The following is a 19,875-nucleotide window of genomic DNA, read 5'->3' as shown; positions in this document are numbered from 1 at the left end:
CGGGACTTTTTTATTTTATAAATAATTAGCTTCTAATTATTCATTGTTTTTACCATTTCTTTTCTCTTTGTACATCTCCCAAAGAGCGCCGCCTACCCAGTAAAACACAAAGTTTACAAGGAAAAGCATCAACCAGAATCCTGTTAAGAAGATTCCTAAGAATAGTAAAAAGCCTAAATACTGTTGAAAATCAAACATGTTTTTCCGGAATTTTATGATTTCAGGCCAAATATACGCGTAATTATCTGCTTCGACAATACTTCTCTTAAATTTATTTTAACATCCTTTCATAACCATTTGATATTGATTAATTTTAACAATCCTAATCATCAGCAAAATGGATTTCCGTATCGAAAAAGACACCATGGGCGAGGTTAAAGTTCCTGCCGACAAATACTGGGGCGCACAAACCGAACGTTCCCGGAACAACTTTAAAATAGGTGAATCGGCTTCCATGCCTAAAGAAATAATAGAAGCTTTCGCTTATCTGAAAAAGGCCGCAGCATACGCCAACTGTAATTTAAATGTCCTTCCATCTGAAAAACGAGATGCTATTGCTGCAGTATGCGATGAAATCCTTGAAGGAAAACTCAAAGACGAATTTCCTTTAGTTATCTGGCAAACGGGTTCCGGCACGCAAAGTAACATGAACATAAATGAAGTGATTGCCAACCGTGCGCAGGTTTTAGCCGGTAAACAAATTGGTGAGGAATCGTTCATTAAAGCCAATGACGATGTGAACAAATCCCAATCTTCAAACGACACCTTCCCTACTGCGATGCACATTGCGGCTTATAAAATGGTTATCGAAACAACCATTCCCGGGATTGAACAATTAAGAGATACGTTACAAATCAAATCGGAAGCATTTACCAATGTGGTTAAAATCGGAAGAACCCATTTAATGGACGCCACACCACTTACACTCGGTCAGGAAATTTCAGGTTATGTAGCGCAACTTAATCATGGGCTTAAAGCACTAAAAAACACTTTACCACATTTATCCGAACTTGCCTTGGGCGGAACAGCCGTAGGAACCGGTTTAAACACACCAAAAGGCTATGACATAAAAGTAGCGGAATACATTGCCCGATTTACAAATCTCCCTTTTAAAACAGCTCAAAATAAGTTTGAAGCCCTTGCCGCTCACGATGCTATGGTAGAAACACATGGTGCTTTAAAACAAATTGCTGTTTCGTTGAATAAAATTGCCAACGATATTCGTATGATGGCATCCGGACCTCGAAGCGGCATCGGTGAAATTTTTATTCCGGAGAACGAACCGGGTTCTTCGATTATGCCAGGAAAAGTAAATCCAACGCAATGTGAAGCGTTATCCATGGTTTGTGCGCAAGTAATGGGTAATGATGTGGCGATAACCATCGGCGCCACACAAGGACATTACGAATTAAATGTTTTTAAGCCGATGATTGCGGCCAACTTTTTGCAGTCCGCAAGATTATTGGGCGATGCCTGTGTTTCTTTTGACGAACATTGCGCTCAGGGAATCGAACCCAATTACAAAAGAATTAAAGAATTAGTCGACAATTCCTTAATGCTGGTAACGGCTCTGAATACAAAAATCGGGTATTATAAAGCAGCCGAAATTGCACAAACTGCTCACAAAAACGGAACGACTTTAAAAGAAGAAGCTATCCGTTTAGGTTATGTTTCTGCAGAAGATTTCGATGCTTGGGTAAAACCGGAAGATATGGTTTAAAACCATTTTTTCTTTTTGAAATACACAAGCATTCCTATAACCAATAAAAACATGAATCCCAATATTCCAAAATACCCATTTGGCCAACGCAGTTCAGGCATATAATCAAAGTTCATCCCATAAACCCCAACTATAAAAGTTAACGGAATAAACACGACAGAAACAACCGTTAGTGTTTTCATGATTTCATTCATTCTTTGGCTTTGTGCCGAAAAATGAAAATGAGAAGCACTGTCAAGCGAATTTAAATCGTAGTCAATCTGCTCTAAAAGCTCCAAACATTTCTGGTGCAATCTTGCGAAAAAAGTATAATTGGCCGACTCAATGCCATCGTATTCATTGTCGTCCTGAAAACTTTTTAAACTGAATAATGCATCGCGCAACGGAATAATGGCCCGTTTTAAATAATTCAGATTTTCCCGGTTGTTTTCAATTCGGATTAAAACGTCTTGACGGTGGTTGGTTTTAGCTTCCACCATTAAAGCTTCAATCCTGTCTTCATAACTTTCAATGGTTATGTAGAAGTTTTCCATAATGGCATCCAGCATCAGATACAACAAATAGTCATTTTTCTTTTTACAAACGATACCTCCATTAGTTCTGATACGTTCCCGAATATGACTGAAAAAATCGCTCCTTTTCTCCTGAAACGATACCAGAAGATTATCTTTAAGAATAAAACTGATTTGTTCCACACGAATATTACTCAAATCTTCACCCGGTAAAATCGACTTGATACTGAAGAACAACATATCGTGCAATTCTTCCATTTTTGTGCGACGGGAAGTATTTAAAATATCGCCGATTATATAGGGTTCAACCTCAAGCAAATCACCAATATTCTTAACGAGCTCAACATCATGTAAACCATGAACATTCAACCATTTAATATCATTTACCTGATTTCTATCATTAAGTTCCGATGCTACTTTATTTAGCTGAACATTTTTATATTCTTCAAAACGGTTTTCATTGTAAACGAACAGTTGCAGTGCTATCGGTTCGGTTTTATGAATCCCGGTATACTCGTAAAAATTTGGATTGACTTTGCGTCCTTTTTTGTATTTAATCTTTCTCAAAACCGAATAATTTGTCATAAAGATAGGAGTTTTTGAAATTCAGGATTATTTTTACAAAAAATATTTGATCATGAAATTTATTTTCCTCTCTGCAGTTTTATTTTTATCGACAACTATTTTTTCACAAAAAAGTGACATCAAAGGAAACGTAAAATCAATACGAGAAAAAGTAATTTCTATCGAGAAAGAAGTTTATCCTAAAAGCACAAAAGAAGTGACATACATACCTTTGTCTGGAGAATATGGAGAGTTTGGAATTATTAACCCTAGAAATACTGAAAAAAAATTTAGAATAACTTGGATTGATGATATTCACAATTCTTATATTAATTACAAAAAGGAATTCAATCAAAAAGGCTTACTGACAAATGAAACATGGTATTATTCAAATAAAAAAATCGCTTATCGTTGGGAATATTCATACAATAAAAATGATAGTTTAATTCAGAATAAAAAATTTTTCGGTGACAATACTGATTTCACAGCATATAACATAACCTATGATTACCAAAACAGAAGGAAATCTGAATTTCATATAGCTTCCGATAATCCAAACTATGGAAGCATGATTATTTATGAATACGACTTAAACAGCAATATCAAAAAAATCTCCATGTACTCTTCAGAAAGAGGTTATGAAAATAGCGCTATAAATTTTTATAATACCAACAATAAGGGAACTGATGTTAAAATACATGTTCCATATACTTACCAAAAAAATGAAGATGGCAGTTATTCAGCTAGAAATGATTCTGTAGGAACACTCTATCAAAGAAAGAAATATATTTATGATGACAAAGGAATGTTAACAGAAATATTAAGATATAGAAATTATGAGTACAACGCTAAGAATGAGTTATCAAACAGAATAATTTACAAATACGACAAATTAAATAATCTTATTGAAGAATCTTATGCAAATCCTGACACAGTTAGTAACTCAAAATTTTATAGTTATAATGAAAAAAAGCAAAAGATCAGGTATGTATACAAATCAAAATATGATAATATAGAAATTGATTATATCTATGACAATAACCTTTTAATTGGCATTAATTATAAAAATAAAGAGCAATACTACACCATAATCTACAAATACAAATTTGACAAAAAAGGAAATTGGGTAAAACAAATTAAATTTGTAAATGGAAAACCTAAACACATTCTAAAAAGAAAAATAAAATATTTCAACTAATGAAAATCCTAATCAAAAACATAAAAGAACTTTTACAGGTTCGCGAAGAAAATATCGACAAAGTATCCGGAGCCGAAATGGCTGTTTTACCAAAAATTGACAATGCTTTTTTAGTAATTGAAGATGAATTGATTACCGATTTCGGAACGATGGACAATTGTCCAACCGATACTTTTGACACCATAATTGACGCTGAAGGAAAAGCAGTTTTACCAACCTGGGTAGACAGTCATACGCATATTGTATACGCGGGAAATCGTGTTCAGGAATTTGTGGATCGCATTAACGGTTTGAGTTATGAGGAAATAGCCAATCGCGGCGGCGGAATTTTGAATTCTGCTAAAAAATTAAACGAAACTTCCGAAGAAGAAATCTACAACCAATCCAAAGCACGACTTGAAGAAGTGATGCAACAAGGAACCGGAGCAGTCGAAATCAAATCTGGTTATGGTTTAACTGTAGAAGGCGAATTAAAAATGCTTCGCGTGATCAAGAAACTTGCTGAAAACTACCCGATAAAAATTAAAGCCACTTTTTTGGGAGCGCATGCTTTTCCGACCGAATACAAAGAAAATCATTCAGCTTACATCGACTTGATTATCAACGAAATGCTACCCAAAATTGCTGCAGAAAACTTAGCCGATTACATTGATGCATTTCTTGAAACCGGTTATTTCTCCATTGAAGAAACCGAACGCATTATGGAAGCCGGAAAGCAATACGGCCTAGCACCAAAAATTCACGTAAACCAGTTTACAGCCATTAACGGAATTGAGGCTTGTGTGAAACATAGCGCGATTTCCGTAGATCATTTGGAAATTGTAACCGATGAAGATATTGAGGTTTTAAAAGGAAGCATCACCATGCCCGTTGCTTTACCAAGCTGCTCTTATTTCATCAGTATTCCTTACACTCCGGCAAGAAAAATGATGGCTGCGGGCTTACCATTGGCTTTAGCTACTGATTTCAACCCAGGAACAACGCCGTCCGGAAATATGAATTTTGTAGTAGCCACTGCTTGCATCAAAATGAAAATGACACCGGAAGAAGCTATCAATGCCGCTACAATCAATGGTGCTTATGCGATGGGAATTTCGGAAACACACGGAAGTATTACTAAAGGCAAATCGGCCAGTATTATAATTACGAAACCGCTTACCTCCTATTATCAATTACCTTATGCTTTTGGAAGTAACTTGATTGATCAGGTTATTGTTAACGGGAAAATGATTTAATCCTAAAACATTACAATTAAAAAAAAGCAGATTCACAGATTATAAAATAAAAATCAAGCGGTACTGTAAACAATTATAACTAAAATAGCCAAACCTATCATTATAAACAAAAAACGATACATTGAAATAATCCGCGATTCTGCGGTAAAACAAAAAAGGCTGCCAGAAATGACAGCCTTTAATTTTATCAGGTAGTGAATTATCTTAAAGTAAAAGAAGTTTTAGAAACCAATTCTCCTTTATCAAAGATATTCACGAAGTAAGAACCTCCTTCGATATCTTTAACCGGTAAATCCTGCTCTACTTTTACAGTTTTGTTCTCATACTTAACTGTTTTGGTAAAACTGTAGGTTAAGGTTTTATCTCCGAAAATTTCAGTTTTCTTATCTCCTAACACATTGTTTTTTGCATCGATAACTTGTACATAATACGTTTTATCACCAGATTTTGCAATTTGGTTTTCAGCAATCATAAAACTGATTTTCAACACATCGGCTCTGCTGGCTTTGTCTGTATCAATTTGTTTTCCTGAACTTCTTTGTTTAACCGCGGTTGTCTGTAAATTCAAAACAGATAATTTTGAACCTCTTTCAACAGTTTTGGATAAATTATCATTGCTGGCAATTAATGTATCTCTTACTTTTCGAGTGTCTTCTAAAACGACTTGCGTACTGTCACGCTGCGTTGTTAAAACAACATTTTGCTTTTTCAAAACATCGTTTTCTTTTATCAGGTTGTCCATCTCGCGTTTTAAACGTAAATAGTCGTTTTTGAATTTAGCCATTGCGGCTACATCCCCTTTTGATTTATCCAGTTCTGCTTTTAACTGCACAAGTTTTTCTCTTTCGGCAGCCAATTCATCGGAAAGCGAAGTGTTTTCAGAAATTGCTTCATCATATTTTGCAATTGAGGCTTGTAACTCTTCACTTAATTTCTCTTTATCGGACATTAATTTATTTTCAGATGTCTGATTATCAGTACTCATTTTGTACATATAACCCAAACTTCCTAATAACAATAATGCCAAAACAATAATAATAGCTTTTAGAGACGAATTACTTTTTTGATTTTCCATGGTATTTAGTTTTTTTTCAAATTTAATTTTTTTTTCATTTAAACCTAATTACTAAACGAAAGTTTTAGGGAAAATAGTATTTTTGAGTACTAGAATTTCTTTTTTTTATGGATAAACTTATTCGTTTTAGCTTAAGCGATCTGACCAAAATAACAAACCATCGCAGTACTGAAATTAAATTTGGTGAACGCATACAAACCGTTCCCAAAGAGATGGACATCCTTGAATTTTTAGAAGCCAGTGATGCCGAATTCGTACTGTTCGGTATTCCGGAAGATATAGGCATACGCGCCAATTTAGGCCGCCCCGGAGCTGCTTCTGCCTGGGAAAGCACACTTAATAGCATTGTAAATATTCAGAACAACCGTTTCTGCAAAGGAAGCCGTTTGATGATTTTAGGCACTCTGAATGTAACCGAAGAAATGGAAACAATTCAGGATTTGAACATTAACGACAAAGACGATAAAAAGAAATTCTTTAAACTAGTCGATAAAATTGATAAAGAAGTTTCTCATATTGTCTGCAAGATTATCAAAGCAGGAAAAATACCTATCATTATTGGAGGCGGACATAATAATGCTTACGGAAATATAAAAGGGCTGGCATTGGCTAAAGGCAAAGCTGTTAATGCCATCAATTTTGATGCGCATACCGATTTTAGGGCTTTGGAAGGAAGACACAGCGGCAACGGTTTCTCCTATGCTTTTGAGGAAGGTTTCCTTAAAAAATATTTCATCTTCGGACTTCATGAAAGTTACACTTCAAAAAGCATATTGGAAAGCATCAAAAAAACGGAAGGAAAGGTTTTATACAATACTTACGAAGAGATTGCCGTACGACAAGAGAAAGATTTTAAATCTGAAATGGAAATGGCTCAAAAACATGTTACCAGTGATGCATTCGGCATTGAAATCGATTTAGATGCGATACCAAACATACCAAGCAGCGCCATGACTCTGAGCGGTTTTTCAGTGGAACAGTTACGCCAGTTCATTCATACGTTCGGGCAAAATCAGAATGCTTCTTATCTGCATATTTGTGAAGGAGCACCCGATTTAGCCTTTGAAAAAAACAGCCATTTAATCGGTAAACTGATTGCTTATCTTATTACCGATTTCATGAAAGCAAAACCCAATAAATAAGAATCTCGATATTTTAAAGTACTTTTGCAGACGATAGCCTAATGCTATCGTTTTTTTTTATGCAATTTCACGAACTTAATTTACTTAAAAATATACAGGAAGCCGTTTCGGAAGAAGGCTATACAAACCCCACACCAATTCAGGAACAAGCTATTCCAATCATTTTGGAAGGAACAGATTTGGTAGGTTGTGCACAAACCGGTACAGGTAAAACTGCTGCCTTTGCCATCCCTATTCTTAATTTATTACACAGAATTGTCGGTTCTGCTAAAAAAGTCAAGCATATTCGCACCTTAGTGGTAACACCTACCAGAGAATTAGCGATACAAGTTGGTGAAAGTTTTGATACTTACGGAAAATACACCAATGTAAAAACACTTGTTATTTTTGGAGGAGTAAATCAAGTGCCTCAGGTTAACGAGTTAAAACACGGTGTTGATGTTTTGGTTGCAACGCCCGGCCGATTACTGGATCTTCATAAGCAAGGTTTTATCGATTTAAACCACCTACATCATTTAGTATTAGATGAAGCCGATTTAATGCTGGATATGGGTTTCATTAACGATGTTCGAAAAATCATCAAATTAACTCCGGATAACCGTCAGACACTTTTATTTTCAGCCACGATGCCTTTTGCTATTCGTGAATTAGCCGATACTTTTTTAACCAAACCGGAATATGTTTCAGTAACTCCTGTTTCAAGTACTTCTGAAAAAGTAAACCAGAAAGTCTATTTTGTTGATAAAGAAGATAAAAGAAAACTTTTGTACCACATCATTGAAGAAGACAAACTCGAGAATGTACTGGTTTTTGTAAGAACAAAACATGGTGCGGATAATGTGGTTAAAGCACTGAAAAAGCAAAACATTCATGCGGAAGCCATACACGGTGATAAATCGCAATCAGCCAGACAGCGTGTGTTGGAAAGTTTTAAAAACAAAGAAACTTCTGTTTTGGTAGCTACTGATATTGCAGCCCGCGGTATCGATATTGAATTGCTTCCTTATGTTATCAACTTTGATTTACCTAATATACCGGAAACCTACGTACACCGAATTGGTCGTACCGGTCGCGCCGGAAATACAGGACTGGCTATTTCTTTCTGTGGAAAAGATGAAAAAACGTATTGGCAGGATATCGAAAAACTAACCCGACAGAATGTAAAAGTGGTTACCAATCATCCATTTCCTTGGAAAGATGAAGTAAAAAACCCGGATGCCAAACCGGATTTCAGAAACAAAAAGAAACTGGGACAATCAAAATCCAACACAAAATCCACTACAAATTCAGACAAATCCAGAAAATCTGACGGTTCTAAAAAGAATAAAAAACGCTGGTATTAATACCTAAATAAAATGATAACGGATTAATTACAAAAAGTAATTGATCCGTTTTTTTATGATCTTAATTCAGACGTTTTTCTGCAATTTTCTGAATCATTTCATTTTTATTGCTCAGGTTTACGATTAATTTATAAAGCTGATTTGGCTGAAAAGGCTTAATAATAATATCATTAATTTCCGATTCCTTAATCTGATTTTCAATTTCCTGAACATTAAAAGCTGTTAAAGCAATTATAGGCGTCGTAATTCCTTTTTCGCGGATAAGTTTAGAGGTTTCAAATCCGTTAATTATAGGCATGTTGATGTCCATTAAAATCACATCAAAAGTTTCTGTTTCCAATAATTCCAGTGCCTTATAGCCATCATCAACAATTGTGCTTTCAAAATGACGCACATCCAGGAATTTTTTAGTCACTATCTGATTAATCTTGTTATCCTCAACTACCAGAATTTTATAGGTATGCTCTTCTGAAAAATCTACTTCAACGTTTTTAAGCACATCTATGCGTTTAATTTCGTCTGTATCAAAACCTATAATAAAAGACATTTTAGTTCCTTTATTAACCTCACTGCATATTTCAATATCACTGCCAAAAAGGTGCAACAGCTTTTTAACAATAGATAACCCTAAACCGGTTCCCTGATAGTCGTCTTCCCGGCGTTCTATCTGCACAAATTTTTCAAAAATACGCTCCTGATCTTCTTTCTTGATTCCAATTCCGTTATCGACTACCTCAAACCGGATAAAACTCAAAGTGCCTTCATTTCGGATAAGTTTTGCCTTTATTTTAACTTCACCTGCTGTCGTGAATTTTAAAGAATTGCTGGCTAAATTCATAAAAACCTGAGACAAACGCACTTTATCCCCAATAAGGTATTCCGGTATATTCTCATCGATGTCTAACACAAGTTCATTATTGTTTTTAACCGCCATGAACTGCAAACTGTCTATAATAGAATTTAACTCATCAGATAAATTAAAAACAGAATCTTCCAATGTAATTTTATTCTCTTCGATTTTGTACACCTGAAGAATATCGTTAACTAATGACAGCAAATATTTGGCTGAAAACTTAAGCGATTTTATGTAGTTACTTTTGGCCAGTTCTTTATGTTCATCAATAAGAATATTGGTAATTCCCACTACACCATACAAAGGAGTTCGTAATTCGTGACTTATTGTAGAAATAAATTGTGACTTCAATCTGGACGCTTCTTCGGCAGCCTCTTTTGCTAATAACAACTCCTCGTTTGCTTTTTTTAATTCGCGGTTATATTGTACGCGTCGTTTGTTATTTTTGTAAAGTGCATAGGCATACAATCCAATAACAATAAAAATTATTATGAACAGAACAACTATTGCCTTAGACTGTTTAAGTGATTTTTCGTATTTATCCCGCTCCAACTCTATCTTATTGATTTGAAGCTGATAATCTTTCAACTCAACATCACTTCCGGCTAATTTTGTACTGTTAGAGCGATTATCATTGTAAAGTTTGTCTTTTAAGACATTGTATTTCTCCAGATATAAATAAGCATTTTTATAATCCCCTATTTTGGAATAAAAACGGGAGACATCGTCATAAACCTCAACTGCATTGGTTTCAAGTAACTCAGGCTTGTCTTCATTGCAAAGCTGTAGTGCCACTTTAAAATGTGCTTTAGCTTTTTCAAATTCACCAGCGGACGTATAATAAGAGCCAAACAAGGAATTCAAAGATATTCTGGCTTCCAACTCGTCACTTTTATTCACATAAATTTCAGCAGCCTTCAGAAAAGGCAAACCGTTTTTATAGTCCTCTATTGCGAAATAGGCACAGGCAATGTTTAAATTGGTGTACATGATTTCATAAGCATAGTTTATTTTCTGGGAATAAAACAGTGCTTTTTTATAACTCTCTATTCCCTTTCGGAAGTTGACTCTTCGGTATGCATACACATTTCCAAGGTTGTTATAGAGGTAATCTTTTATGGTATCATTAGACGTTTTATTAGCGTATTCAAGCCCTTTACTGTAAAACTCAATAGCTTTCTGATAATCAGAGAACTCTTCGAAGTTAAGTCCTATCAGATTATAGGATTTGGCAATAAGTAAATTATTCTTGATTTTGTGGGCTTCGGTAAGTGCCTCTTGCGCAACTTTTAGTGATTGAGAGCATTCAAGGTTCATTAAATGACTACCTGCTTTCCCTATTAATCTGGAAATTTCTTTTTCCTGCAATGGCTTATCATGGGCGGCTGCCAATTGAAAACCAAACAGAAAAAACAGTGTTAGTATTTTAACAATATCCTTTATCATTTACTCTTTTTATAACAGCACAATTTATAAAAGACATTTTACAATACAATGAAAAAAAATAAAATAAATGAAGTATTTTGTTAAAAAAAAGCGTCCCTGGATTGGGACGCTTTAAATACTAATTTCTTATTAACTTCTTGTATTTCAAACGTGTAGGCGCTACATCTCCCAAACGTTTCTTTCTATTCTCTTCGTAATCGGAGAAACCTCCTTCGAAAAAGTACACTTGTGAATCGCCTTCAAACGCAAGAATATGCGTACATATTCTATCTAAAAACCAACGGTCGTGAGAAATTACAACGGCACAACCCGCGAAATTTTCAAGACCTTCTTCCAAAGCTCGCAATGTATTGATATCCAAATCATTTGTTGGCTCATCTAACAACAATACGTTTCCTTCTTCTTTTAAAGTCATTGCTAAGTGCAAACGGTTACGCTCCCCTCCAGACAATGTGTTTACTTTCTTATTCTGATCACTTCCTCCAAAATTGAAACGGGACAAATACGCTCTTGAGTTTACCTGACGACCTCCCATCATAATCAATTCCTGACCATCACAGAAGTTTTCCCAGATAGATTTATTAGGATCGATATTAGAGTGTGTTTGATCTACATAAGCGATTTTTACCGTTTCTCCGGTTGCAAATTCTCCGTTGTCCGGCTGTAACTCATCCATAATCATTTTAAAGATGGTAGTTTTACCCGCACCGTTTGGACCAATAATACCAACAATACCTGCTTGTGGCAACGTAAAGTTTAAGTTATCGTACAAAATTTTATCGCCATAAGCTTTGGCAACATTTTTAGCATCAATTACATTGGTTCCCAAACGTGGACCATTCGGGATATACAATTCTAATTTTTCGTCAAGCTCTTTCTGATCTTCGTTTAACAAACGGTCGTAATTTTGAAGACGTGCTTTTTGTTTCGTCTGACGGCCCTTCGCTCCTTGTCTTACCCAATCTAACTCACGTTCTAATGTTTTACGACGCTTGGAAGCTACTTTCTCTTCCTGCTCCATACGTTTCGATTTCTGGTCTAACCAAGACGAATAATTTCCTTTCCACGGAATACCTTCACCACGGTCTAACTCTAAAATCCAACCCGCTACGTTATCTAAGAAATAACGGTCGTGCGTTACTGCGATAATGGTTCCCTGATATTGTTGCAAATGCTGCTCTAACCAATGTACCGATTCTGCGTCCAAGTGGTTAGTAGGCTCGTCTAATAACAAGACATCCGGCTGTTGTAATAACAAACGGCATAAAGCAACGCGACGACGCTCTCCTCCTGATAATACTTTAATTGGTGTATCAGCATCCGGACAACGCAAAGCATCCATTGCAATTTCTAATTTAGTATCTATTTCCCAGGCTCCGGCTGCGTCAATTTTGTCTTGCAAATCCGCTTGACGGTCCATCAATTTTTGCATCTTATCGGCATCCTCGTATACTTCAGGAAGTCCGAACATGTCGTTGATTTTGTTGAACTCGTCTAAAATTGCCATAGTTTCTGCAACTCCTTCACGAACAATTTCAATAACGGTTTTGTTTTCGTCCAATTGTGGCTCTTGTTCTAAATAACCAACTGTGTAGCCTGGAGCAAAAACTACATCACCCTGATAATTCTTATCTACACCGGCAATGATTTTTAATAAAGACGATTTACCAGAACCATTCAAACCTAAGATACCGATTTTGGCACCATAGAAGAAACTCAGATAAATATCTTTTAAAACCTGTTTGTTTGTGGATGAGTAGGTTTTACTCACGCGTGACATGGAAAATATCACTTTCTTATCATCAGACATATTATAACTATTTGTCGTTTATAACTCTTTTTTACTAAAGCGTACAAATATACGCATAATTAGGTTCCAAAATAATCACCCAAAATACAGGTGCCTAATCTTTGTTTTATAAAATTATATACATTAATATTTTTTATATAAATAAAAACTATTTTATCAGAAAAACACATGAAAAACAATACAATTACCTCAATGACCACTGATACTTCCGGAAATTATTATCTAACCGGAAATTTTGGAACTTCACCTCTTACCACCGGATTATTTGGTTCTATGTATTATGGAAAATTTGACGGCTATGGCAATCCTATTTGGTTAAAGCAAAAAGGCAATACAGAATCGGCATATTTTAAAAGAATTAAACGATAGCCTTTTTCTATTGTAATTTGTTACTAATTTAATTCCAATCCGTGTTCAAGAAACATCCAATTCTTTTATCTGAGCTTTATATGCCGAAGGTAATAAAATGCTTTTAATCAGGCTATCCAATTTCACAGCCCTACTTAACTTATACATTGGTATTATAAGCCCAATAAACGAAATACTGCCAAAATTCATCAATTCGCTAACTTTCTGAGGTACAACTAATTTTTGGCCTTCTATCAAAACTTTATATCTGATTATCCCCAAATGTTTTTTATACTGCCTGAAAAGATCTGTTGTGTAGTGGCTCTTTTGCAGATTATCAATTAAATGTTGATTTCTTACCGGAATCCATTCAATATGTGTTTTAGGCAATTCTTTTAACCCCATCCTTATTCCAACACGATAAAAAACATTGTAAACTTCTTCCTTTTCATCGGCTGTTAGTTTTCTTTCGAGCAATTCAAAAGCTGCTATGGAATAATGTATCAGCATAAACAACACATCACGGTATGCCCAATCCGGAATAGAAGTGCCGCGGTTTTGTTCTACAGTATTGTGAATATGGCGCATCATATCAATAGCCTTATTAGCCTCATCTGTCGATGCAAAAACAATTTTTCTCGCATAACCTACTGTCGAAAACAATCGCCCCAAAGGGTCTGAAGGTAACTTTCCCGTAAAGTAAAGCCAATCTACCGCTTTATTGAGAGCAAATTCCGCTGAGGCTCCAGCAAAAATAAACAGTACCGTATCACTCTTACCCCATATCTTCCTAACAATCGAGTTTTGTGCAACAAATAATCCCATATGTTTAAAATGATTTTTGACCAAATTACAAATAATTTTCAAATAAAAAGTACTTTGCATTTCAAAGTTTTATATATTTGCCTAACAAACAATCATTCTTAATTAGAATAATATTTTGTAAACCAATAATAATCATTAACTTAAATCATCAAAAAATGAACAATTCATTTAACATTGTGGAAAACAAAAGACTGGTGGGAATCCTTTCTGTAGTGGCAATTTTACTATTGATTCCTTTAATTGCAATGCAGTTTAGCAGCGAAGTAAACTGGAGTGCCTCAGATTTCCTTATAGCAGGGATCCTTCTGTTAGGCACAGGACTCACTTGTGAATTAGTTTTACAAAAAGTAAAAGACTTCAACTATCGCATACTTCTATTGGGAATTATTCTGCTAGCATTGATTATAATCTGGATTGAAATGGCAGTTGGTATTTTTGGCTCTCCTATAAGCGGATCATAAACACAATTCAATTTAACAATTTATGAAAATCAGACTTTTAATACCGCTTCTTATTATAACCTGTTTTGGATGCGGAAAAGAAACCAAAGCGGATTCGAATAAGAATACCAATCAAATTGTTTTTGAAAGACAAAAGTGGCTAGAAAAAGGAGAAGATTATAATTACAGGGAAAAAATGATTCCTAACCTTATAGCTAGTGATACTTTAAAAAAACTAAACAAAACAGGAATCATTCAATTATTAGGAAAGCCAGACCGAATTGACAATAATCATCTTTTTTACAGAATAAGCCAGAAACATATTGGCTTGTTACCTTTTCAAATCAAAACCTTGGTAATTAAAATGTCTAACGATAGCGTTGTGGAGTGGGTAAAGATTCATGGTTAACATAATTATCACTTTCCAAATTTAACCATGAACTTCATTTTAACTAAAAATCAATAATTAGGAGAATATTTATAAATACCGAACGAAATAGTAAATCTGAATCGGTATTATTTTGAAGAAAACAGAAAATAAAATCGGAACCATCAGTTTCTCGTACCAAAAAATTACACTAATAATTTAAGAAGTTTTATACAATTTAAATAAAAATATGGTAACCATTAACAAAAATTATTTAGCACTTACTTTCCTGCTTTTCGTCATTGAAATACTTATCGCTTTATACATTCATGATGATTTTATCAGACCTTATCTAGGTGATGTGTTGGTTGTCATACTGATTTATTGTTTTGTAAAATCGTTTTTTAAAATTCCTGTGTTTAATGCCGCAGTTGCTGTTTTGGTGTTCTCCTATTTTATTGAAATGCTGCAATATTTTAATTTTGTTACAAAACTTGGACTGGAAAAGAATAAAATAGCAAAAATCGTCTTAGGCAGTTCTTTCGAATGGTTGGATATTATAGCTTATACCGTTGGTTTTTTTATCTTATTACTATTGGAAAAAAGAAAATTTATTTTTAAAGAAATTTCTTAAATAAAATATAATAAACTTTATTTGCAGATAAGTTATTTCGTATGTTTGCGCTACTAAGTCAGCATAATAATGTATTTTATCATTCTGCCTTATAATTACTTACCAACATAACATATGAAAACTAAATTGTCCTTTATTTTACTGCTGATTACGGCTTCTCTTTCGTCTTTCGCGCAAAACGTTACCGCAAGAATAACCGATTCACAAAGCAATGAACCTCTTCCCTATGCTAACATTAAAATTAATGGTACCACAGATTTAATTTCCAACGATGAGGGTTACTTCAATTTCAGTGAAAAAGGAATGGAAGAATCCAGCATCTTAAAGATTTCATTCATCGGTTACATAAGCCAACAACTCACTTTTTCCGAACTGAAAAAACAAAACCTAACTATTAAACTTGCTCCGGCCAGTTTTGAATTGGACAACTTAACTATCAGTAATAAAAAACCAGATCCATATCAGATTATTGCAGAGGTAAACAATAGGCTGAAAGACAATTACAAAAAGAGCGGAAATACTAGCAAAAGTAAACTGTTTTTTAGGGAATCTGAAACCTTAAAACCATCCAAGTTAGAACTCGATATTACAAAATCAACAGGTTACAGTAAAAATCAGTTAAAGGAAGTAAATGCAGATTTAAAAAAGTTTTCAGACAAACTCATCAGTCGTCCGGCACAGGAATTTAAAGACATGCTATGCAACTATTACTATGGCAAAATGCTGACTAAAGACAATAAAGCGCATTTTTATCCCAAATTGGAAGTAGTTAAAGCGACCAACATTAAAGGAGACGGAAGTGCTGCTACCCTAGATGATATGGAGGAAGTGGGAACAAAAATGCTGTTAAAACACCTCGACACCACAAAATTTTATCGTATTAAAAGTGGCCTTTTCGGTTCTCGGGACACCGTTACTTTAAACAAAAAGTACAATCAGAAAAAAAATAAAACCGTTGTAAATAAAACTACAAACAGTAAAAATAAAATTCAATTCTTTCTGGCTGAACAACAATTTAACAGCAAGAAACTCGATTTTATTACAGATTCGAAATTATATTCGTATAGCTTAGAAAGAACCGTTTATGATGACACCGACAACGAAAACATTTACGTTATAAAATTCAAACCCAGAAAAAGCAAAGGTATTTATAACGGGACACTTTATATAAACGAGTCGGATTATGCCGTAGTAAAATGCCACTACGAATTGGCTGAAGGTAAAAAAGTCAGTGGCTTTAATTTAAAATTATTATTAGGTGTCAAAGCGTCTGAAAATTTAAGTAAAGGAACTATAATTTTTAAAAAGAACACTCAAAACAAAAATTATGACTTGCATTACGCTTATGAAGAAAACGGACAATATTTCTACGTAAACAGACCCTTAAAATTCATTGAACTGACAAACGAAGAAAAAGATGTAGTGGCTTTGGATATTAAAGTGGAAGGAAATTCCATTACCAAAACGGAAGTATTGAACATCTCCAAATCTGAGATTTCCGACGACAGTTTTACCTCCTTCAAAGAAACGGATTTCGATTACATTCAACTCAAACGCTATGATCCTTCCGTTTGGGAAAATCATGTTTCACTTGAGCCTTTGGAAGCGATGAAACAATATCGTGTCCCTAATGATTATTAATTTTAAGCCGAATCAAAGATTCGGCTTTTTTATACTTAATGGTTAATTTCATCATTCAACTGATATAAAATCCAATGGTAACACAAATTTATTAAATATTATTATTTATTTATTGTTTTTCAATAAATATTTATTATTTTTACATCGTAATTTCAAATTAAACAATTATGTCAAAGACAAACGATTTCCTGTTTAAAGTTTTAATAGTAATTGCATGGATTATTTTTATAGGCTTGTGTATTGAAGCTGGGGGACTAATAGTCAACTTTATATTTAGCATATATAATCCCGAATTTGTCCAAAACCTTTATCAAAAACTAGACTTGAGTGAAATGTACAAACAACATAAATGGGCATTTTTTAGTATGTACAGCTTCATATTAGTCATTTCCATTTTAAAAGCTGTTCTATTTTATGTAGTAATTAAACTTGTAAGCAACATTGATTTATCTAAGCCTTTTAGTGATTTTGCCTCTAAACAAATTTTACATATCAGCTACTACACGCTTTCAATTGGTCTTTTCAGTCACGTAGCCAGACAATCTGCAAAAACCGTAGCACATCATGGCATGGCAACTGAAAATTTAAATCAATTTTGGGAAGACAGTCAGGCTTTTATTTTGATGGCCGCGATTATTTACATCATTGCGATTATCTTCAAAAAAGGAATTGAATTGCAAAACGAAAATGATTTAACTGTATAAGTTATGCCGATAGTAGTAAACTTAGATGTAATGATGGCCAAAAGAAAGATGTCCTTAAACGAACTTTCTGAAAAAGTAGATTTGACATTATCGAATCTCTCCATTCTAAAAACCGGCAAAGCAAAAGCTATACGCTTCAGTACATTGGAAGCAATATGCAAAGTTCTGGATTGTCAGCCTGGAGATATTCTGGAATTTGTAGAAAAATAAAATTACAAATTGATTGAAACAAAAAAAGCCGAATCTTAGCGATTCGGCTTTTTGTTATACTAAGCTTACTTACACTCTTCCTTTCAAGGCATTAAAAACCCAGGCAATGGCAAAAAAACCAATACCTACGGCTCCAAATCCCCAGCCGGCAACATCATCATAACGATAAACTGCCAAGCCAACGATTAAAATACCCATGATAATCATAATTAATGTTGCCCACCCTAATACTGTGTTTTTATTCATCATTTTGGATTCATTTTTTATTTGAGGTGTGCAAATGTCGGGATTTTAATTGTTTTTCGAAAATTTCTTAACATTAAGATTCCGAATTCTTTACGGCGCCTATAGCCAACTTCCCGCCTAAATAGCCCATTGGAAGGTATGCAGCAATTACATCAACAGCCATAAACCACATTGGAGCCGGAAGTATAAAACAATTGGCTATTCCCGCTAAAAGAAAAAGAAAACCTACTCCAACTGCAATACGCATTTTATGAGTTGCGGCAAGTTTAGCTGCGGCAAATGCCCCCACTAATGTTCCCAGTGCATGCGCCAGAAAAGGAAATAAAAAATGCTTGGGTTCAAAAAGATGAATGGAAGCTTTCAATCCTTCCATAGTTGTAACATCGGCACCTTCAGGTGGTGGAATGACTTTCCCGCTAATATTAATAAGAAAACCGTTTACCAGACTTCCTATTATTACACCGGCAATCACTGCCAATACATTTCGTAACATTGGATTCATAATTCTTTATTTTTTGGTTAGCTTGTCTAATTTAATTAAAAATTTTCACTAACATCTCTTTTAATAAATCCGATTGGTCAATATTATTGGCACCTACCCCTTTACTTTTCACGTCTATATCTCGTAGAGTTCCTACAATAGCACTTACTTTTTTCATAGGATAATTTTTAAGCGCTACATCGTAATCCTTTAAAAAGAATGGATTTACTTTCAGGACTTTAGCCGCGTTTCCAGGACTTTTATCTTTCAGACCATGATATTGCAATAGTTGTGAAAAAAAACTGAATACTAAACCTATAGTCAATACAATTGGATTGTCTTTAGGGTTTTTAGCGAAATGATCTGCTATCTGATAGGCTTTCAACTGATTTCTTTCTCCGATGGCTTTACGCAATTCAAACGGGTTAAAATCTTTACTGAAGCCAATATTCTCCTCAATAATGGCAGGTGTTATGGTGTCGCCGGGTTTAAGAATAATGGCCAATTTGTCGATTTCGTTCGCTATTCGGCTTAAATCGGTTCCTAAAAAGTCAACAAACATTGCCGATGCTTTCGGTTCGATAGTTAATTTCTTTCCTTGCAAAACTCTTGTCAACCAAGTTCCTACCTGGTTTTCATACAACTTTTTACTTTCATAAACCAAGCCGTTTTTTTCTAAAACTTTTGTGACTTTTTTACGTTTATCCAGTGTTTTATATTTATAACAGAAAACCAAAACCGTTGTAGGCTGAGGGTTTTCGGCATACGATTCCAGTTTATCAATGGTTCGGGATAATTCCTGTGCTTCTTTTACTATCACCACCTGACGATCGGCCATCATCGGAAAACGCTTTGCATTACCGATTACTTCTTCAATCGAAACATCGCGCCCATACAAAACCGTCTGATTGAAATCGCGCTCGTGTTCCTGTAAAATATTGTCTTCGATATATTCCGCCAACTTATCAATATAATAAGGCTCTTCCCCCATTAAAAAATAAATTGGCTTGATGTTTCCGGCTTGTATGTCTTTTATGATTCTTAGTATCTCGTCCATTTCAATATTCGGTTGCAGTTGGCA

Annotated in this window: 21 protein-coding genes; 12 read left to right on the top strand and 9 right to left on the bottom strand. The window is 34.6% G+C overall.

The annotated features are described in order from the left end of the window. Positions 1–36 precede the first annotated feature (36 nt). On the bottom strand, positions 37–198 hold the full coding sequence (locus tag ABGT15_RS03025) for a hypothetical protein (protein ID WP_367229940.1): 162 nt from the start codon (positions 196–198) through the stop codon (positions 37–39). A gap of 139 nt (positions 199–337) precedes the next feature. Between ABGT15_RS03025 and fumC the strand changes: the two genes are divergently transcribed. After that, the gene (gene fumC, locus ABGT15_RS03020; protein WP_367229939.1) at positions 338–1,720 is read left to right on the top strand and encodes a class II fumarate hydratase; all 1,383 of its coding nucleotides are present in this window, start codon (positions 338–340) and stop codon (positions 1,718–1,720) included. Here fumC and corA read toward each other — a convergent pair. Further along, the gene (gene corA, locus ABGT15_RS03015) at positions 1,717–2,799 is read right to left on the bottom strand and encodes a magnesium/cobalt transporter CorA (RefSeq protein ID WP_367230458.1); all 1,083 of its coding nucleotides are present in this window, start codon (positions 2,797–2,799) and stop codon (positions 1,717–1,719) included. The two genes, fumC and corA, sit on opposite strands and share 4 nt — an antisense overlap. A gap of 70 nt (positions 2,800–2,869) precedes the next feature. Here corA and ABGT15_RS03010 point away from each other — a divergent pair, with 70 nt between their 5' ends. Next, complete coding sequence (locus ABGT15_RS03010; protein WP_367229938.1) at positions 2,870–3,994, top strand: hypothetical protein; 1,125 nt, start codon at positions 2,870–2,872, stop codon at positions 3,992–3,994. Beyond that, positions 3,994–5,229 (top strand): imidazolonepropionase, encoded by a 1,236-nt coding sequence (gene hutI, locus ABGT15_RS03005; RefSeq protein ID WP_367229937.1) that lies wholly within the window; start codon positions 3,994–3,996, stop codon positions 5,227–5,229. The genes ABGT15_RS03010 and hutI overlap by 1 nt, the downstream gene beginning before the upstream one ends. Positions 5,230–5,428: 199 nt before the next feature. Here the strand turns inward: hutI and ABGT15_RS03000 are convergent, their stop codons facing one another. Beyond that, a complete protein-coding gene (locus ABGT15_RS03000; protein WP_367229936.1) occupies positions 5,429–6,304 on the bottom strand; it encodes a hypothetical protein in 876 nt (291 codons plus the stop codon). 107 nt (positions 6,305–6,411) lie between these two features. Here ABGT15_RS03000 and ABGT15_RS02995 point away from each other — a divergent pair, with 107 nt between their 5' ends. Next, positions 6,412–7,446 (top strand): formimidoylglutamase, encoded by a 1,035-nt coding sequence (locus ABGT15_RS02995; protein WP_367229935.1) that lies wholly within the window; start codon positions 6,412–6,414, stop codon positions 7,444–7,446. A 59-nt stretch (positions 7,447–7,505) separates the two neighbouring features. Next, positions 7,506–8,789: a DEAD/DEAH box helicase gene (locus ABGT15_RS02990; protein WP_367229934.1), complete on the top strand. Its 1,284-nt coding sequence runs from the start codon at positions 7,506–7,508 to the stop codon at positions 8,787–8,789. 61 nt (positions 8,790–8,850) lie between these two features. Here ABGT15_RS02990 and ABGT15_RS02985 read toward each other — a convergent pair whose 3' ends face one another. Beyond that, positions 8,851–11,088, bottom strand: a complete 2,238-nt coding sequence (locus ABGT15_RS02985) for a tetratricopeptide repeat-containing hybrid sensor histidine kinase/response regulator (protein WP_367229933.1) — start codon at positions 11,086–11,088, stop codon at positions 8,851–8,853. Positions 11,089–11,206: 118 nt separating this feature from the next. Next, on the bottom strand, positions 11,207–12,898 hold the full coding sequence (gene ettA, locus ABGT15_RS02980) for an energy-dependent translational throttle protein EttA (protein ID WP_367229932.1): 1,692 nt from the start codon (positions 12,896–12,898) through the stop codon (positions 11,207–11,209). A 168-nt stretch (positions 12,899–13,066) separates the two neighbouring features. Here ettA and ABGT15_RS02975 point away from each other — a divergent pair, with 168 nt between their 5' ends. Next, entirely contained in the window at positions 13,067–13,267 is a 201-nt protein-coding gene (locus ABGT15_RS02975; RefSeq protein ID WP_367229931.1) for a hypothetical protein, read from the top strand. A 45-nt stretch (positions 13,268–13,312) separates the two neighbouring features. Here the strand turns inward: ABGT15_RS02975 and ABGT15_RS02970 are convergent, their stop codons facing one another. Beyond that, complete coding sequence (locus ABGT15_RS02970) at positions 13,313–14,131, bottom strand: oxygenase MpaB family protein (protein WP_367229930.1); 819 nt, start codon at positions 14,129–14,131, stop codon at positions 13,313–13,315. Positions 14,132–14,226: 95 nt separating this feature from the next. Here ABGT15_RS02970 and ABGT15_RS02965 point away from each other — a divergent pair, with 95 nt between their 5' ends. The 6 genes from ABGT15_RS02965 to ABGT15_RS02940 all read left to right on the top strand — a co-directional run bounded on the left by ABGT15_RS02965 (position 14,227) and on the right by ABGT15_RS02940 (position 18,067). Beyond that, positions 14,227–14,532, top strand: a complete 306-nt coding sequence (locus ABGT15_RS02965; protein ID WP_367229929.1) for a hypothetical protein — start codon at positions 14,227–14,229, stop codon at positions 14,530–14,532. A 22-nt stretch (positions 14,533–14,554) separates the two neighbouring features. Beyond that, positions 14,555–14,920, top strand: a complete 366-nt coding sequence (locus tag ABGT15_RS02960; protein WP_367229928.1) for a hypothetical protein — start codon at positions 14,555–14,557, stop codon at positions 14,918–14,920. 208 nt (positions 14,921–15,128) lie between these two features. Next, positions 15,129–15,512 (top strand): DUF2809 domain-containing protein, encoded by a 384-nt coding sequence (locus ABGT15_RS02955; RefSeq protein ID WP_367229927.1) that lies wholly within the window; start codon positions 15,129–15,131, stop codon positions 15,510–15,512. A 114-nt stretch (positions 15,513–15,626) separates the two neighbouring features. Further along, entirely contained in the window at positions 15,627–17,153 is a 1,527-nt protein-coding gene (locus ABGT15_RS02950) for a carboxypeptidase-like regulatory domain-containing protein (RefSeq protein ID WP_367229926.1), read from the top strand. Positions 17,154–17,320: 167 nt separating this feature from the next. Next, positions 17,321–17,857, top strand: coding sequence for a DUF2975 domain-containing protein (locus ABGT15_RS02945; RefSeq protein WP_367229925.1), 537 nt, complete (start codon positions 17,321–17,323; stop codon positions 17,855–17,857). A gap of 3 nt (positions 17,858–17,860) precedes the next feature. Further along, entirely contained in the window at positions 17,861–18,067 is a 207-nt protein-coding gene (locus tag ABGT15_RS02940; RefSeq protein WP_367229924.1) for a helix-turn-helix domain-containing protein, read from the top strand. A gap of 69 nt (positions 18,068–18,136) precedes the next feature. Here ABGT15_RS02940 and ABGT15_RS02935 read toward each other — a convergent pair whose 3' ends face one another. The 3 genes from ABGT15_RS02935 to holA form a co-directional block, all read right to left on the bottom strand. Beyond that, positions 18,137–18,313 (bottom strand): CAL67264 family membrane protein, encoded by a 177-nt coding sequence (locus ABGT15_RS02935; protein ID WP_367230457.1) that lies wholly within the window; start codon positions 18,311–18,313, stop codon positions 18,137–18,139. A gap of 73 nt (positions 18,314–18,386) precedes the next feature. Beyond that, the gene (locus ABGT15_RS02930; protein ID WP_367229923.1) at positions 18,387–18,815 is read right to left on the bottom strand and encodes a hypothetical protein; all 429 of its coding nucleotides are present in this window, start codon (positions 18,813–18,815) and stop codon (positions 18,387–18,389) included. Positions 18,816–18,846: 31 nt separating this feature from the next. Then, a complete protein-coding gene (holA, locus tag ABGT15_RS02925) occupies positions 18,847–19,851 on the bottom strand; it encodes a DNA polymerase III subunit delta (RefSeq protein ID WP_367229922.1) in 1,005 nt (334 codons plus the stop codon). Positions 19,852–19,875: the final 24 nt, after the last annotated feature.

Source organism: Flavobacterium enshiense (assembly GCF_040750275.1).
Taxonomy (GTDB): Bacteria; Bacteroidota; Bacteroidia; order Flavobacteriales; family Flavobacteriaceae; genus Flavobacterium; species Flavobacterium enshiense_B.
This window is presented reverse-complemented; position numbering and strand designations above follow the sequence as displayed.